Genomic DNA, 15,843 nt, shown 5'->3' with positions numbered 1-15,843 from the left:
AGGAATGCACATTGCATGGCAATTAAAATCGAAGTAAAGAATCTTTATAAGGTATTTGGCGAGAACCCGGATCGCGCTTTCAAGATGATCGACGCAGGCAAGGGTAAAGAAGAAATTTTTGAGAAAACCGGTCTGTCACTTGGCGTTAAAGATGCCAGTCTGGCCATTGAAGAAGGCGAGATCTTCGTCATCATGGGGTTATCCGGTTCCGGTAAGTCCACCATGGTACGCCTTCTCAATCGTCTGATAGAGCCCACCCGCGGCGAAGTGTTGATCGACGGCGAAGACATCGCCAAAATCTCAGAAGCAAAACTGCGCCAGGTGCGCCGAAGCAAAATCAGTATGGTGTTTCAGTCCTTTGCGCTGATGCCACACCTGACCGTGTTGAATAACACCGCGTTTGGTATGGAACTGGCCGGTGTGCCGGTGGAAGAGCGCAATGCCAAAGCCCTCGATGCGTTGCGTCAGGTCGGTCTGGAAAACTATGCCAACTCCTATCCCGATGAATTATCAGGCGGTATGCGTCAGCGTGTGGGTTTAGCCCGTGCGATGGCCAACAACCCTGACATTCTGCTGATGGATGAAGCCTTCTCGGCGCTTGACCCGTTAATCCGTACCGAAATGCAGGATGAACTGGTTAAGCTGCAGGCTCAGCATCAGCGCACCATCGTGTTTATTTCCCATGACTTAGATGAAGCCATGCGTATTGGCGATCGCATCGCCATTATGCAAGGCGGCGAAGTGGTACAGGTCGGCACGCCGGAAGATATTCTGAATAATCCGGCCAACGACTATGTGCGCACCTTCTTTCGCGGTGTGGACATCAGTCAGGTCTTCAGCGCCAAAGATATCGCACGCCGTCGTGGCGCACTCATTCGTAAAACCCCCGGTTTTGGTCCCCGTGCAGCGCTCAAGCTGCTGGAAGATGAAGACCGCGAATATGGTTATGTGCTGGAACGTGGACAGAAATTCATCGGCGTTGTGTCGATCGAATCGCTGAAAACTGCGCTGAAAGCCAATCAGCCGCTGGAAAGTGCCCTGCTGGAATCTCCGGCACCGGTGCTGGCAGATATGCCGCTCAGCGAACTGATTTCCCATGTCGCCGCCGCGCCTTGCGCCGTGCCGGTCGTCAATGAGGACAATAACTATATCGGCATTATTTCCAAAGCCATGCTGCTTCAGGCTCTGGACAAAGAAGGGGGTAACGAATGAGCAACTCAATAAATAGCACGATCGTTCAGCACGCACAGGCCGCTCAGGCTGAGGCATTGGATCCGTCAATCGATCCGTGGAGTGCTGATAACGCCAGCGGCGGTGTCGCACCGCAGGCTGACGCGGCGGCTTCAGCGCCTGCCGATGGCAGCAGCGATCCCTGGGGTGGCAGCAGTGATGCCGCCGCCAGCGCGCCGGATGCCACGCATCATGCCGCCGCACAGGCCAACGACTGGCTGAGCGTCGCACCTGAACAGCAACAGCATTTTAATATTCTCGATCCGTTCCACAGCACGCTTATCCCGCTCGATCGCTGGGTGACTGAGGGGATCGACTGGCTGGTCGGCAACTTCCGTCCGGTATTCCAGGGGATCCGAGTCCCGGTCGATTTCGTCCTGAGCGGTTTTCAGCACGGCCTCGAAACGCTGCCCGCGCCGATTGCGATCTTAGTGTTCGCATTGATCGCCTGGCAGATGGCCGGGTTAGGCATGGGTGCCGCCACGCTGGTTTCCCTGGTGCTGATCGGCGCCATCGGCGCATGGTCGCAGGCTATGGTGACGCTGGCGCTGGTTCTGACGTCGCTGTTCTTCTGTATTCTGATAGGTTTGCCGCTGGGGATCTGGCTGGCGCGCAGTCAGAGAGCGGCGAAAATTATCAGGCCGCTGCTTGATGCCATGCAGACCACGCCGGCGTTCGTTTATCTGGTGCCGATCGTCATGCTGTTTGGTATCGGTAACGTGCCCGGTGTCGTGGTGACGATTATCTTCGCCCTGCCGCCGGTCGTTCGTCTGACCATTCTGGGTATCAATCAGGTGCCGGAAGATCTGATAGAGGCCGCGAAGTCCTTCGGTTCAAGCCCGCGCCAGTTGCTGTTCAAAGTACAGCTGCCGCTGGCGATGCCGACCATTATGGCCGGTATTAACCAGACGCTGATGCTGGCGCTGTCGATGGTGGTTATCGCCTCGATGATCGCGGTGGGTGGTCTGGGTCAGATGGTGCTACGCGGTATTGGCCGTCTCGACATGGGTCTGGCCTCGGTCGGTGGTGCGGGTATCGTTATCCTCGCCATTATTCTTGACCGCCTGACGCAGTCCATGGGTCGCGACAGCCGCAGTAAAGGCGGTCACCGCTGGTTCACACGTGGTCCTGTCGGCCTGGTGATGAAGCCTTTCGCGAAGAAAGCCTGATTCACATCCTGCACGTCTCCCGGCGGTTCGCCGCCGGGTTATCCAATCTCTAAGTAAAACAACGCAGTCCACTCTTACGTATTCACAAGCAAGAATAAGGGTTCACCATGCGCACAACATCGCTCAACACACTCGTCCTCGCATTATCGATCGCCACTCCGGCTGTTTTCGCCGCCGACTTACCGGGCAAAGGCGTGGTCGTCAAACCGCTGCAAAGCACCATCGCGGAAGAAACTTTCCAGACCGAACTGGTTAACCGCGCGCTGGAAAAACTGGGTTATGACGTCCAGCAGACCGGCGAAGTGGATTACAACGTCGCGTATACCGCGATCGCCAGCGGCGATTCCACTTACATGGCCGTGAACTGGGAACCACTGCAAACAGACATGTACAACGCCGCCGGTGGCGACCAGAAGTTCTACCGTCAGGGCACCTACATCAAAGGCGCGGCGCAGGGTTATCTGATCGACAAGAAAACCGCCGACAAATACAACATTCACGATTTATCGCAGCTCAAAGATCCGAAGCTGGCCAAATTGTTTGATGCGGACGGTGATGGTAAAGCTGATATGGCCGGATGTAATCCGGGCTGGGTCTGCGGCTCTGTAGTGAATACGCAAATTAAAGCGTACGGGCTGACCAATACCGTCACCCAGAACGAAGGCAACTACTCGGCCATCATCGCCGATACGTTGACCCGCTTTAAATCCGGCAAGCCGGTGCTGTATTTCACCTGGACACCGTACTGGGTGAGCAACGAAATGAAACCCGGCAAAGACGTGGTCTGGCTGACCGTGCCGTTCTCGGCGAATCCGGGCTCGCAGAAAGACATGGATACTACCCTGCCGAACGGCAAAAACTACGGTTTCCCGGTAAACAACGAACATATCGTCGCCAACAAAGCCTGGGCTGAGAAAAACCCGGCGGCCGCGAAACTGTTCGCCATCATGCAACTGCCACTGACCGATGTGAACGCGCAAAACCTGCGAATGCACGAAGGGGAATCCTCTTCAGCGGATATCCAGCAGCACGTTGATGGCTGGATCAAAGCGCATCAGGCCACCTTCGACGGTTGGATTAAAGAAGCCGCCGCCGCCGCAAAATAATCAATAACGAAATTCGAGGATTTTATGAAGAAGACAGGAATCTGGGCGGTCGCCGCCCTCACAACATTTGCTACAGCGTCAACCTTCGCCGCCGATTTACCGGGCAAAGGCGTCAGCGTAACGCCGGTTCAGAGCACCATCAGCGAAGAATCCTTCCAGACTGAACTGGTGAGCAAGGCGCTGGAAAAACTGGGCTACGACGTTCAGCCAACGCGCGAAGTCGATTACAACGTCGGCTACACCACGCTTGCGGCAGGGGATGCGCAGTTCACCGCCGTCAACTGGTCGCCGCTGCATGATGAAATGTACAAAGCCGCAGGTGGCGACAAAGTCTTTTATCGCGAAGGCACTTATGTGACCGGTGCTGCGCAGGGCTGGCTTATCGATAAGAAAACCGCTGAGAAATATCACATCACCAATATCGAACAGCTGAAAGACCCGAAGCTGGCCAAACTGTTTGATACCAACGGCGACGGCAAAGCCGATCTGACCGGTTGTACACCGGGCTGGGGCTGTGAAGCAGCGCTGAATGAACAGCTGAAAGCCTATGGTCTTGAACCGACCGTGACGCACAATCAGGGTAACTACTCTGCGATGATCGCTGACACCATCACGCGCTACAAAGAAGGTAAACCTATCTTCTATTACACCTGGACGCCGTACTGGGTGAGCAATGTGCTGATCCCTGGCAAAGACGTGTTGTGGATGCAGGTACCGTTCTCAGTAGTGCCGGGCGATAAAAACGCTGATACTAAGCTGCCGAACGGCAAAAACTACGGTTTCCCGGTGAGCACGATGCACATCGTCGCCAACAAAGCCTGGGCTGAGAAAAACCCGGCGGCGGCAAAACTGTTTGCCATCATGAAACTGCCACTGAAAGACATCAATGCGCAGAACGCCGCGATGCACGCGGGTAAAAATTCAGATGCGGATATCGCTGCACAGACCGACGGCTGGATCAAAGCCCATCAGGAAGAATTTGATGGCTGGGTAAAAGAAGCGGCTGCTGCGGCGAAATAAGCCTCAGATGAGAAGGTAGTTACACGGGGCAAACCGGATTTCTGGTTTGCCCCGCATAAAACGTTACCTGACTAAGGCATCCACCTTTTCGCGAGCTTGCTTAAAAAGCCCCTGATAATGACTTTCCCGATCAGTAATATCTTCTTCCACTCCAATCGTATTGAAGAGAAAATCCACATGCGATTCTTCAATACCCAGATAGCTCCCTGCCCCCTGTAAATACTCCGTCATATTTTTTTTCCAGCCATACTTCTCGAACCCTGCTTCTGAGCCGCCAACCAGTGCCAGCCAGCACACTCTTTTGGCCGGGAATTCCTGACCTCCGTAGGCCAGACCAAAATTCCAAACTCTTTCCAGATATCCTTTAATCATTGCCGGAAAACTGTACCACCACAGTGGGAAGACAATCATGATGGTATCTTTCCCCTTCAGCTCGCCAAACAACCGGTGGACTTCAGCCGGGTAACGTTTATCCGGATTGCTCCAGTCGGGTTCATCCTCCACGCCCAATACCGGATTGAAGCCGCTTCGATAGAGATCGAGCACGGAAACGTTTATCCCATGATGCATTGCCTGTTTCTGGATCTCCTGCACCATTTGCGCGGTTAATGAATCGGCTCGCGGATGCGCCCACACTATGTACATATTCTCTGATTTCATTACCCAACTCCTTTTTAAGAAAGTACGGGCGACTTTACGACCCCGCGATAGCGCTGTAAAACGGGGTATTTGATATGGGTTAATGAAGGATTTTCACTAATGAAGCTTAACTTTTCAGACTTTGCGACGTTTATCTCAGTGGCCCGCCACAAAAGCTTTCGTGCGGCGGGAGATGAAATGGGGCTCTCGCCTTCTGCCATTAGCCACGCCATTAAACAACTGGAACAGCGTCTGAAGCTGCGCCTGTTTAACCGCACCACGCGCAGCGTTTCTCTGACGGAAGCCGGTGCGAATTTGTACGAACGCCTGCGCCCGGCGTTTGAAGAAATCAGTACCATGCTGGATGAAGTGAATTGTTTTCGCGATACGCCGATGGGCACACTGAAAATCAACGCATCTCGTTTATCTTCCCGTCTTTTCCTGATGCCTCTGGTAGCAGGCTTCACCCGCCAGTTCCCGGATATCAAAGTTGAAATCACCACCGACGACAGGCTGGTGGATATCGTTAAGGATGGATTTGACGCGGGGGTTCGGCTAAGGGCTACCGTGGAAAAAGACATGATTTCGGTGCCGCTGGGGCCTCCGATAAAACTGGCTGTTGTCGCGACGCCTGACTATTTCAGCCGACATCCCGCGCCTGACCATCCACATGAACTGGTGGATCACCAGAGTGTCGTTTTCCGTTTTCATCACGGACGAATTTATCATTGGGAATTTGAGGGGCCGGAAGGAGAGCTTGCAATCGTTCCGTCCGGCAACATTGTAGTGGATGATTTCGATTCTGTGCTCGAGGCCGTTCTGAACGGAGCGGGCGTCGGCTATCTTTATCATGAGCAGGTGAAAACATATCTCGCGACTGGCCAGCTGGTTTCAGTGCTGGAAGACTGGTTACCCGAGCGTCCGAGCCTCCAGTTTTATTACCCCAATCGCCAGTACATGCCCTGCGGATTACGGGCATTCCTTGATTATATTAAGGAAGGCAAATAACAGGTCTTTTGAGATCGCTGTGGATGTGTGGTCATTAAAGCCGGTCATCCTCAGAGAATGCCAAAAAGCGTTGCGCTGCCTGCGATAAAGTCGTTTGCCACACGCAGAAAACCTGACGGCGCGGCGCATTGTCGATGGGAATAGAGATCAGATCACTGCCTGGTTGAATGCGGGAAAGCGGCACAATGCCGACTGCAAGTGAGCGCCGGACAATGTTCTCGAGCCATTCGATATGATCGATTTCAAAACTGACATGACGGGTAACTCCCGCCTCTTTGAAGGCATTATCTGTCTGACGCCGCGCGCCTGAACCGGCGTAAAAATCCACCAGCGGCACCTGCGCAAGTTCACTCAGCGAAACCGTTTCACTCTTTGCATAGGCATGCTGTTGGCTGACCAGCGCGACCAGCGGCTCATCGCAAAGCTGACGGTGCGGCAGTTTGATGATGGATTTATCTCCCGGCCACAGGCCGACAAACGCCACATCCGTTCGCGACTGCTGAACATCTTCCAATATTTTTTCGCTCATCCCGACATAAAGCCGGATATTCACCAGCGGATAACGCTGAGTAAATCGCGCCAATTGTCCGACAACATCTATCGCATTCAGCGTTGATATCGTCCCCACCGTCAATGTACCGCTGAGCTCGCCTTTAAGGGCTTCCATGGTATCGAGCAGTTCTGCCTGTGCGGCCAGCAGCTTCTCTGCCGGCGCCAGAAATGCCCGACCGGCAGCCGTCAGTTTTACCTGTCTGGATGTGCGTTCAAATAACGTGCTACCCAGTTCTTCCTCAAGTTTTGCAATCTGATGACTCAGCGCGGATTGCACCGTGTGGCAGCGCAACGCCGCACGGGTGAAGTTCTGTTCATGCGCCACGGCAAGGGCAAATCGTATCTGTTTAAGGTTCATCGATTCATCGTGAAATGAGATAGTTTTAATCAAAACTATACATTGGTTTAATATTTTTAGGTGAACGATACTGTGCCTCTGCTGCATTTCTGATGCTTCGCTATCTCCAATAAACAGACAGATTTCCACAATGAAAAATTCAAAAACACCTGCAACGCTCAGCTCCGGGCTGATCATTCTGATGGCGATTGCCACCGGGCTGGCCGTCGCCAGTAACTATTATCCGCAACCGCTGCTGGAAACCATCGCGCGCGCGTTCAGTCTTTCCGTCAATCAGGCCGGTTTTATCGTCACCATCGCGCAGCTCGGTTACGCCTGTGGCCTGATGTTTATCGTGCCGCTGGGCGATATGTTTGAACGTCGCAATCTGATTGTGCTGATGACCTTGCTGTCCGCCGCCGGATTGCTGATCACTGCCATGGCGCCGACGCTGACCATCATGCTTGTCGGAACCGCCCTGACCGGGTTGTTCTCGGTGGTCGCGCAGATTCTGGTGCCGCTGGCAGCCACGCTGGCTGAGCCGGAACGTCGCGGTAAAGTTGTCGGGCTGATCATGTCCGGCCTGTTGCTGGGGATCTTGCTGGCGCGGACCGTCGCGGGCGCTCTCGCCTCGCTGGGCGGCTGGCGTACGGTGTACTGGGTGGCGAGCGCGCTGATGATTGTGATGGCGCTGGTGCTGTGGCGCAAACTGCCTAAACATGAGCAGAAAACCGATCTGAATTACGGGCAACTGCTGAAATCCATTTTCTCGCTGTTCATCCACACGCCGGTGCTGCGCACCCGCGCGCTGGTCGGCATGTTCTGCTTCGCTAACTTCAGCATTCTGTGGACCTCGATGGCGTTCCTGCTTGCGGGCCCGGCCTATCAGTATTCTGAGGGCGTTATCGGCCTGTTTGGTCTGGTCGGCGCGGCCGGTGCGCTGGCGGCTACCCGTGCAGGGCATCTGGCGGATAAAGGTAAAGCCCATCTGACCACGACGGTTGGACTGATCTTGCTGTTGCTGTCCTGGGCGGCCATTGCTTACGGGCAGCATTCGGTGATTTCGCTGATCCTCGGGATCATCGTTCTGGACCTTTCGGTTCAGGGCGTGCACATCACCAACCAGAGTGTGATTTATAAATCGATGCCGGAAGCGCGTAACCGGCTGACGGCAGGTTACATGACCACCTACTTCATCGGCGGCGCAGTCGGATCACTGGTGTCTGCGTCGGCCTATCAGACGGCGGGCTGGTACGGCGTCTCCGTTGCCGGAACCGTGATGTGCGTACTGAATCTGCTGGTCTGGTGGCAAGGACATAAGTACAAACTGGCCTGAAATTCATCTGATTAAAATAGAATCAGGAGGGAATCATCACCCCTCCTGATTAGCTTGCGAATAATCATTGATGAAATTTATTTGTACCAAAGGGTGTTAACAATACTTACAGTCTGGTAATGTTTGCGTCATAAATTATTCGCCGGTCACCCTCCGGTTTCACACTGTTTTATACATCCATGCAAAGCAATCCTGATCCCGAAACACCTGACCCGGTTAGTGTTTCAACCTTCAAACAAGGTATTACCGATAGCCTGCCTATCGTCATCGGTTATCTCCCTATCGCTTTTGCTTTCGGCCTCAGCGCCGTCAAACTTGGCTTCACGCCTGCTGAAAGCCTGCTGTTTTCCATACTGATTTACGCTGGCGCCAGCCAGTTTGTGATCACTGCGCTGCTCAGTGCCGGAATGTCTTTGTGGGTGTCTGCGCTGACGGTGATGGCGATGGATGTCAGACACGTTTTGTACGGCCCCTCTTTGCGCAACCGTCTGGTGGGAAAACTTAATGGCAGGAAAACGGCGCTGTGGGCGTTCGGCCTGACCGATGAAGTGTTTGCCGCCGCCACGACCAAACTTATCCGCGATAAGCGCAGCTGGAGCGAGAACTGGATGTGCGGCATTGCGCTGTCTTCGTGGCTTTCCTGGGTTTTCGGTACCGCTGTCGGTGCGCTGTTTGGCAACGGGCCGCTGGAAAATTATCCCGCCGTGGAAGCCGCACTCGGCTTTATGTTGCCTGCGCTGTTCCTGAGTTTCCTGCTCGCCGCGTTTAAGCGCCAGCAAGGTGGGGTCTTTGTGGCCTCGCTGGCGGGTGCGCTCGGCGGGCTGCTGTTCTGGTCAATTCCCGCCGCTATCGGCTGCGGTCTGGGCGCAGGCTGTCTCGCCGCCCTGCTGCAACGCCCGTTCGCGCCTTCCACCGCCGAGGTCACGCCCGATGAGCACTAACGTCATTCTGGTCTGCCTGCTGGTGGGCACGGTCAATTATCTGTTTCGATATTTGCCGCTGCGCCTGGGTGCGCGGCAAACGTCAGGGCGGCTGAAAAGCGGTCCGTTATCCCGCGTGCTCGACAGCATTGGTATCGCCTCGATTTGTGCGCTGCTGGTGGTATCCGGCGTGCCGGAAATTCTGCGGGACTCGCAGAAACTGCTGCCGTCGCTGGCCGGTTTCGTACTGATCGCGCTGGTTTTCTGGCGAACCAAAAGCATCATTATCGCCACACTGACCGGTGCCGTGGTGTACGGCCTGGTGTTCAAGGTCATGCTGCTGGCTGGCTGAAGTGCGTTTTGTTACGCGCAGGCAACAGATAACCAAAGACTGCTGAATACTTTAAACATCGAATAATTCACTGGAGTTATGAATCACACTAATTGCTAAAGAATTGGGGGTTCATGACATTGATATTATTAATTACCATCGTTACTATGTCATCTGTAACTAATGAGGCTTCTCATATGGACAGTTCGTTCGCGCCAATTGAAAACATGTTAAATTTCCGGGCTAAAAAGCAAAAAGATTTCCCTTATCAGGAAATCCTGCTGACCCGCCTTTGTATGCATATGCAGAGTAAACTGCTGGAAAACCGCAACAAGATGTTGAAAGCACAAGGCATCAACGAAACGCTGTTTATGGCGTTGCTCACCCTTGATGCTCAGGAAAGCCACAGTATTCAGCCTTCGGAACTCAGCTCTGCGCTGGGTTCTTCACGCACGAATGCCACCCGCATTGCGGATGAGCTGGAAAAGCGCGGATGGATTGAACGCCGTGAAAGTGACAACGACCGTCGCTGCCTGCATTTACATCTGACTCCCGACGGTGAAGCCTTTATTCAAAAGTTACTGCCACCTCAACATAAGAGCCTGCATTTTCTCTGGTCGACCTTAGACGCTGATGAACAGAAGCAGTTAGAAACCCTGACCCGCAAACTGTTAACTCGCCTTGATCAGATGGATGCGACAGCCTTACAACAAATCTAAATTTCTGTTCAGGTAAACCACACATGTCACTCCAAGCTCGCTGGAGGCTTACGCCGCTGTTTGCCGTTTTGATCCTGGCTGGCTGCGCCTCCAGTAATAATATCGCTCCTCAGTCGTCGCTGCTGGATACACAACAGCTTCACCTGCAGCAGGCAAAAGTCAGCTCTCTGACCATCGGCCCACAGTGGTGGCGCAGTCTTAATGACCCGCAGCTTGATGCCCTGATGACCGCGACGTTGCAAAACTCGCCGTCGTTGCGTCAGGCCGCCGCGCGCGTGCGCGAAGCACAAAGCGTGATGGGCGAAGCAGATGCGGCTAATGGCCCGTATCTGGATCTGAACGGTTCGACACGACGTGAACGTGTGGCGAAAAATACCATTCCACCGTTCCTGACCAGTTATCCCGAAGCGCCGATTTACGACAGCAGTAACAGCCTCGGGCTGAATCTGAGCTATGAGTTTGACTGGTGGGGAAAATACCGCAATCAGGTGAATGCCGCGAAAGCGCAGGTGGATTCCGCCCGCGCTGAACAGGCCGAAGCCGCTCTGACGCTGACCAGTTCGGTCGCGTCAGCCTATTATCAGTTGCAGGCAAACCTGGCCTTACAGGACGTTCTGCAACATCAGGTGGATAACAACCAGCGTCTGGCGGATCTGCGTAAAGCGCAGTACAACGCCGGGGTATACGGTATCGAGATCCCGCAACAGACGCAGGCTCAGGCCGACAGCGCGAAACAGCAAATCATTACGCTGAAATCACAGACCGAACAGCTGCGCCATCAGTTATCTGCGCTCGCCGGACGGGGTCCGGACGCGATGAACGGGCTGCACGCGGTTGCATTGCCGCCGCCTGAAGCACTGGCACCGAAAGGTGAACTGACCCTCGATTTACTGGGCAAACGCCCGGACATCGCCGCACAGCGCGATCTGGTGGAGTCCTATTCCCAGCGTGTGAGCGCCGCGAAAAAAGAGTTCTACCCCAGCCTTTCCATCAGTGCCTTTGGCGGTCTGACGACCACCAACTACGGCGGCACCAGCCCGAATCTTCTGGAAGCCGCGAGTAAAGCCTGGAATATCACGCCCGCTATTTCGCTGCCGATTTTCCACGCAGGCGCACTGCGCTCCAAACTGGGCGAAGAGTCCGCGTTATATGACCAGTCCGTTGAGTCGTATAACCAGACCATCCTGAACGCCATCCAGCAAACTGCGGATGCCATCACCATCGCGAAAAGCAGCGTTGAACAATTGCAGCAGGCTTCTTCTGCCGCGACGTCGCTTTCCGAGGTGTATCGCGTTTCGGATGCAAGATACAACGCTGGCATCATCGGACGGGATGAGCTGTTAACCAGCCAGTCAGCGCTGCTGCAACAACAGCAGGCGCAGCTTAATGCCAGCAGTCAGGTGATGCAGGCAAAAATCAGTCTCATCCGTGCGCTCGGGGGTGGCTATCAGGCCCCGGCGGCGGACCAAAAATCATAATAATTACACAGACTCAGCGTGGAGAAGACCATGAGCGCAAATGCCGAAACTCAGGCAGCAACGCCGCAAGCTCCGAGAAATAAGAAAAAAACGCGCAAAACCGCGATGCTCTTATTAACCGGGATTTTCATTATTATCGCTATTGCCTATCTGTTTTACTGGCTGTTGGTATTACGTCATTTCGAGTCAACGGATGACTCGTACGTGGCAGGTAACCAGGTACAGATTATGGCGCAGGTCTCGGGCAGCGTGACCGAGGTCAATTTCGACAGCACTGACTTTGTGAAAAAAGGCGACGTACTGGTCACTATCGATCCGACGGATGCCGAACAGGCGTTCGAACGTTCTAAAACCGCACTGGCCAACAGCGTGCGTCAGACGCATCAGTTGATCATCAACGGGAAACAATATCAGGCGAATATCGCTCTGCGTCAGACTCAGTTGCAACAGGCGCAGACTGACCTGAAACGCCGCGTCGTGCTGGGCAATGTCGATGCGATTGGCCGTGAAGAACTGCAACACGCCCGTGATGCCGTTGACACCGCCAAAGCGCAATACGACGTCGCGGTTCAGCAATACAACGCCAATCAGGCAATGGTGCTGAATACGCCGGTGGATCAACAGCCTCAGGTTCTGCAGGCCGCCGCTCAGGTGCGCGACGCCTGGCTGGCCCTGCAACGGACCAAAGTACGCAGCCCGATCGACGGGTTTGTTTCCCGCCGTGCGGTGCAGATTGGTCAGCAGATCACCTCATCAACCGCGCTGATGGCCGTCGTCCCTGCCAATCACATTTGGGTGGACGCCAACTTTAAAGAAACGCAGCTTGCCAATATGCGTATCGGCCAGGCCGCGACCGTGGTCAGCGATATGTACGGCGATGACGTGAAATATCACGGTAAAGTTGTGGGGATGGACATGGGTACCGGCGGCGCGTTCTCGCTGTTACCGGCGCAGAATGCCACCGGCAACTGGATCAAAGTGGTTCAGCGCTTACCGGTACGTATTGAACTGAACGATCAGGAAGTGAAGGAACACCCGCTGCGTATCGGTTTATCCGCGCTGGTCACGGTCGATACTCAGAACCGTGATGGTTTAGTTCTGGCCGAGAAAGTCCGTACCGAACCGCTGTACCAGACCACCGCACTGACGCTGGATCTGGCGCCGGTGAACGCCATCATTGCTGACGTTATTCATGCAAATGCAGGCTAAAGCCTCCGGAGGCCTCTGTGGCAAATAAACCGCTGGTAGGCGCACCGCTGGCCTGGATGACGGTGGCTTTGTCGATGGCCACGTTTATGCAGGTGCTGGACTCGACGATCGCCAACGTGGCGATCCCGACCATTGCCGGGAATCTGGGTGCCTCGAATTCACAGGGCACCTGGGTGATCACGTCGTTCGGGGTGGCGAATGCCATCTCGATCCCGATCACCGGCTGGCTGGCAAAACGCATCGGTGAAGTAAAACTGTTCATGTGGTCTACGGTGCTGTTTGCCATTGCATCGTGGCTTTGCGGCATGTCCAACAGTCTGGAAATGCTGATCTTCTTCCGTGTGGTGCAGGGTGTGGTGGCAGGTCCACTGATCCCCCTCTCACAAAGTCTGTTACTGAATAACTATCCGCCGGCCAAGCGAAGTACCGCCTTAGCGCTCTGGTCGATGACGGTGATCGTCGCCCCGATTTGCGGGCCGATCCTCGGCGGATACATCAGTGATAACTACCACTGGGGCTGGATCTTCTTCATCAACGTGCCGATCGGTGCCGCGGTGGTCTTCCTGACGCTGAAAACGCTGAAAGGACGCGAAACGGCTACGCAGATCCGCCCAATCGACAGCGTCGGTTTGGTATTGCTGGTGCTGGGGATTGGCGCGTTGCAGGTGATGCTCGACCGCGGTAAAGAGCTGGACTGGTTTAACTCGACGGAAATTATCGTACTGGCGGTCGTGGCGGTGGTCGCGCTTTGTTTCCTTGTCGTATGGGAGCTGACCGACGACCATCCGATTGTCGATCTGTCGCTGTTTAAATCGCGAAACTTCACCATTGGCGTGTTGTGTATCAGCCTGGCCTACATGCTCTACTTCGGTGCGATCGTTCTGCTGCCGCAGCTGTTGCAGGAGGTATACGGCTACACCGCGACATGGGCAGGTCTGGCGTCGGCACCGGTGGGGATCTTGCCGGTCATCATGTCGCCGATCATCGGTCGCTTTGCGCACCGGCTGGACATGCGCAAACTGGTGACGTTCAGCTTCATTATGTATGCGGTCTGCTTCTACTGGCGCGCGTACACATTCGAACCGGGAATGGATTTTGGTGCGTCGGCGTGGCCACAGTTTATTCAGGGCTTCGCAGTCGGCTGCTTCTTCATGCCGCTGACCACCATCATTCTGTCAGGATTACCGCCGGAACGTATGGCGGCGGCGTCGAGTTTGTCGAACTTTATCCGAACGCTGGCGGGATCGATCGGTACGTCGATCACTACCACGATGTGGTCAAACCGGGAATCGCTGCATCACGCGCAGTTGTCGGAAAATATTACGCCGTTTAATCCGGCGGCGACGCAGACCTATCAGCAGCTCGAGAGTATGGGCATGAGTCACCAGCAGGCTTCCGGCTGGATGGCGAGGGAGATAACCAATCAGGGGCTGATCATCTCTGCCAACGAGATTTTCTGGCTATCGGGAGGGGCATTCCTGGTCTTGCTGATTTTGATCTGGTTCGCGCGGCCACCGTTTAGCAGCGGTGGGGGCGGCGGCGGCGCTCACTGATTGATTGTAGAAGATCGGTGTACGCCAGAAAGCAAAACGGACGCAATAAGCGTCCGTTTTTTTAGCTAACAATCAGGGGATTATGCCTGATTCTGACGCCACCATTCGGCCAGCAAAATACCGGTCGCGACGGAAACGTTCAGGCTTTCTACTTTACCGGTCCCGCCGATAGACACGCTCAGGTCACCCTGCTGCCATGCGCTGTCGGACAAACCGTCACTCTCTTCACCCAGCACCAGCACCATTTTGGCAGGCAGCTCAGCTTTACCGAGCGCAGTCCCTTTATGGCTGGAGGTGGTGACGATGGTGTAACCCGCTTTACGGAAGGTCGCCAGCACATCGAGGAAGTTATCCGCGTTGATGGCTTTAACATGTTCCGCGCCGCCTTCAGCGGTACGCACTGCGGCACCGGATTCCAGCTGGGCCGGATCCTGAACCAGCATCCCGTTGATACCGAAATGCGCACAAGAACGCATGATACCGCCGAGGTTGTGCGGGTTGCCGACGTTTTCCAGCGCCAGCACACAGTCTTTCGCGCGAGCCGTTTGCAGATAGGTTTCTGCATCCAGACCCTGACGTTTTTTGATCAGGAAACACACGCCACCGTGGTGTTCAGTGCCGGAGGCTTTGACCAGCTCTTCGTCTTCAACCACATGGTAAGCCTTGCGGTTTGCCGCCATCCAGCGCAGCGCTTCGCGAAAGCGTGGAGTCACAGATTGCACGAACCACGCACGAACGATAGCGTCCGGACGGCTGGCAAACAGTGCCTGACAGGCGTTTTCACCGTACACGCGGGTCTCTTCCTGACGCTGACGACGCAGTTGCTCAGGATCGATAAAGCTTTTACCGCTGATGCCACCGTGATCGGGCACGGATTCATCCGCAGGCGCACGTGAAACGGTTTTCCACGGCGAAGAATACGGGCCGTCGTCATCACGGGCCGGACGGCGTGGGCGATCGTCACCACGTCGTGTATCTGCACCGCGTGAATCACCACGGGAATCGCTGCTGCGACGCTCATTGCGGCGGGCATCGTCTGGACGGGAACCCTGGCGAGGTTTATCGCCCGGACGTCCTCTGTTATTGGAAGGACGTTTATCGTTATTGCGGTTATCGCCGTCGTCGTCACTACGGACGAACATCACTTTGACTTTGCCGTTCTTGCCACTGAATGAATCGTTCATTTTTCTCTCCACCTACGCGCAGGGCGCGAAGATTACCTGATGTCTGTGAGCT

The 15,843-nt window shown here is 54.9% G+C and carries 15 protein-coding genes; 12 read left to right on the top strand and 3 right to left on the bottom strand.

Features of this window, described 5'->3' with window-relative positions; genetic code table 11:
* Positions 1-15 precede the first annotated feature (15 nt).
* The 4 genes from proV to proX (I2123_RS05790) all read left to right on the top strand — a co-directional run bounded on the left by proV (position 16) and on the right by proX (I2123_RS05790) (position 4,525).
* Positions 16-1,212, top strand: a complete 1,197-nt coding sequence (proV, locus tag I2123_RS05805; RefSeq protein ID WP_112165825.1) for a glycine betaine/L-proline ABC transporter ATP-binding protein ProV — start codon at positions 16-18, stop codon at positions 1,210-1,212.
* Positions 1,209-2,399 (top strand): glycine betaine/L-proline ABC transporter permease ProW, encoded by a 1,191-nt coding sequence (gene proW / locus I2123_RS05800; RefSeq protein ID WP_112165823.1) that lies wholly within the window; start codon positions 1,209-1,211, stop codon positions 2,397-2,399. The genes proV and proW overlap by 4 nt, the downstream gene beginning before the upstream one ends.
* Positions 2,400-2,506: 107 nt before the next feature.
* A complete protein-coding gene (gene proX, locus I2123_RS05795; protein ID WP_112165821.1) occupies positions 2,507-3,505 on the top strand; it encodes a glycine betaine/L-proline ABC transporter substrate-binding protein ProX in 999 nt (332 codons plus the stop codon).
* Positions 3,506-3,529: 24 nt separating this feature from the next.
* Complete coding sequence (gene proX / locus I2123_RS05790; RefSeq protein ID WP_112165818.1) at positions 3,530-4,525, top strand: glycine betaine/L-proline ABC transporter substrate-binding protein ProX; 996 nt, start codon at positions 3,530-3,532, stop codon at positions 4,523-4,525.
* Between the two features lie 63 nt (positions 4,526-4,588).
* On the opposite strand, the gene I2123_RS05785 is transcribed toward proX (I2123_RS05790), so the two are convergent.
* Positions 4,589-5,185, bottom strand: coding sequence for an NAD(P)H oxidoreductase (locus I2123_RS05785; protein WP_213051967.1), 597 nt, complete (start codon positions 5,183-5,185; stop codon positions 4,589-4,591).
* 99 nt (positions 5,186-5,284) lie between these two features.
* On the opposite strand from I2123_RS05785, the gene I2123_RS05780 reads away from it, so the two are divergent.
* A complete protein-coding gene (locus I2123_RS05780; RefSeq protein WP_112165813.1) occupies positions 5,285-6,172 on the top strand; it encodes a LysR family transcriptional regulator in 888 nt (295 codons plus the stop codon).
* Between the two features lie 34 nt (positions 6,173-6,206).
* On the opposite strand, the gene I2123_RS05775 is transcribed toward I2123_RS05780, so the two are convergent.
* Positions 6,207-7,082 carry a LysR family transcriptional regulator gene (locus I2123_RS05775; RefSeq protein WP_112165811.1) on the bottom strand — a complete coding sequence of 292 codons (876 nt, stop codon included), beginning with the start codon at positions 7,080-7,082 and terminating at the stop codon, positions 6,207-6,209.
* Between the two features lie 130 nt (positions 7,083-7,212).
* Here I2123_RS05775 and I2123_RS05770 point away from each other — a divergent pair, with 130 nt between their 5' ends.
* The 7 genes from I2123_RS05770 (at position 7,213) to emrB (ending at position 14,607) form a co-directional block, all read left to right on the top strand.
* On the top strand, positions 7,213-8,397 hold the full coding sequence (locus I2123_RS05770; protein WP_213051966.1) for an MFS transporter: 1,185 nt from the start codon (positions 7,213-7,215) through the stop codon (positions 8,395-8,397).
* Positions 8,398-8,576: 179 nt separating this feature from the next.
* Entirely contained in the window at positions 8,577-9,338 is a 762-nt protein-coding gene (locus I2123_RS05765) for an AzlC family ABC transporter permease (RefSeq protein WP_112165808.1), read from the top strand.
* Positions 9,328-9,669 carry an L-valine transporter subunit YgaH gene (gene ygaH / locus I2123_RS05760; protein ID WP_112165806.1) on the top strand — a complete coding sequence of 114 codons (342 nt, stop codon included), beginning with the start codon at positions 9,328-9,330 and terminating at the stop codon, positions 9,667-9,669. Before I2123_RS05765 ends, ygaH begins: the two co-directional genes overlap by 11 nt.
* Before the next feature lie 176 nt (positions 9,670-9,845).
* Entirely contained in the window at positions 9,846-10,367 is a 522-nt protein-coding gene (mprA, locus tag I2123_RS05755) for a transcriptional repressor MprA (RefSeq protein WP_112165804.1), read from the top strand.
* Between the two features lie 23 nt (positions 10,368-10,390).
* Positions 10,391-11,845 carry an efflux transporter outer membrane subunit gene (locus I2123_RS05750; RefSeq protein ID WP_112165802.1) on the top strand — a complete coding sequence of 485 codons (1,455 nt, stop codon included), beginning with the start codon at positions 10,391-10,393 and terminating at the stop codon, positions 11,843-11,845.
* Between the two features lie 30 nt (positions 11,846-11,875).
* Entirely contained in the window at positions 11,876-13,054 is a 1,179-nt protein-coding gene (gene emrA / locus I2123_RS05745) for a multidrug efflux MFS transporter periplasmic adaptor subunit EmrA (protein WP_213051965.1), read from the top strand.
* A 17-nt stretch (positions 13,055-13,071) separates the two neighbouring features.
* Entirely contained in the window at positions 13,072-14,607 is a 1,536-nt protein-coding gene (gene emrB, locus I2123_RS05740; RefSeq protein ID WP_213051964.1) for a multidrug efflux MFS transporter permease subunit EmrB, read from the top strand.
* 80 nt (positions 14,608-14,687) lie between these two features.
* Here emrB and I2123_RS05735 read toward each other — a convergent pair whose 3' ends face one another.
* Positions 14,688-15,791 carry a tRNA/rRNA methyltransferase gene (locus I2123_RS05735; RefSeq protein ID WP_112165796.1) on the bottom strand — a complete coding sequence of 368 codons (1,104 nt, stop codon included), beginning with the start codon at positions 15,789-15,791 and terminating at the stop codon, positions 14,688-14,690.
* Positions 15,792-15,843 lie beyond the last annotated feature (52 nt).

This window comes from Rahnella inusitata, assembly GCF_018288855.1.
Classification (GTDB): Bacteria; Pseudomonadota; Gammaproteobacteria; order Enterobacterales; family Enterobacteriaceae; genus Rahnella; species Rahnella inusitata.
This window is presented reverse-complemented; position numbering and strand designations above follow the sequence as displayed.

What these genes read in the sequence shown, in the direction of transcription:
- I2123_RS05785 (WP_213051967.1), bottom strand. Translation starts at nt 5,185, where the DNA reads ATGAAATCAGAGAATATGTACATAGTGTGGGCGCATCCGCGAGCCGAT.
- I2123_RS05775 (WP_112165811.1), bottom strand. Translation starts at nt 7,082, where the DNA reads ATGAACCTTAAACAGATACGATTTGCCCTTGCCGTGGCGCATGAACAG.
- proV (WP_112165825.1), top strand. Translation starts at nt 16, where the DNA reads ATGGCAATTAAAATCGAAGTAAAGAATCTTTATAAGGTATTTGGCGAG.
- mprA (WP_112165804.1), top strand. Translation starts at nt 9,846, where the DNA reads ATGGACAGTTCGTTCGCGCCAATTGAAAACATGTTAAATTTCCGGGCT.
- I2123_RS05765 (WP_112165808.1), top strand. Translation starts at nt 8,577, where the DNA reads ATGCAAAGCAATCCTGATCCCGAAACACCTGACCCGGTTAGTGTTTCA.
- proW (WP_112165823.1), top strand. Translation starts at nt 1,209, where the DNA reads ATGAGCAACTCAATAAATAGCACGATCGTTCAGCACGCACAGGCCGCT.
- emrA (WP_213051965.1), top strand. Translation starts at nt 11,876, where the DNA reads ATGAGCGCAAATGCCGAAACTCAGGCAGCAACGCCGCAAGCTCCGAGA.
- ygaH (WP_112165806.1), top strand. Translation starts at nt 9,328, where the DNA reads ATGAGCACTAACGTCATTCTGGTCTGCCTGCTGGTGGGCACGGTCAAT.
- proX (WP_112165821.1), top strand. Translation starts at nt 2,507, where the DNA reads ATGCGCACAACATCGCTCAACACACTCGTCCTCGCATTATCGATCGCC.
- I2123_RS05770 (WP_213051966.1), top strand. Translation starts at nt 7,213, where the DNA reads ATGAAAAATTCAAAAACACCTGCAACGCTCAGCTCCGGGCTGATCATT.
- I2123_RS05735 (WP_112165796.1), bottom strand. Translation starts at nt 15,791, where the DNA reads ATGAACGATTCATTCAGTGGCAAGAACGGCAAAGTCAAAGTGATGTTC.
- proX (WP_112165818.1), top strand. Translation starts at nt 3,530, where the DNA reads ATGAAGAAGACAGGAATCTGGGCGGTCGCCGCCCTCACAACATTTGCT.
- I2123_RS05750 (WP_112165802.1), top strand. Translation starts at nt 10,391, where the DNA reads ATGTCACTCCAAGCTCGCTGGAGGCTTACGCCGCTGTTTGCCGTTTTG.
- I2123_RS05780 (WP_112165813.1), top strand. Translation starts at nt 5,285, where the DNA reads ATGAAGCTTAACTTTTCAGACTTTGCGACGTTTATCTCAGTGGCCCGC.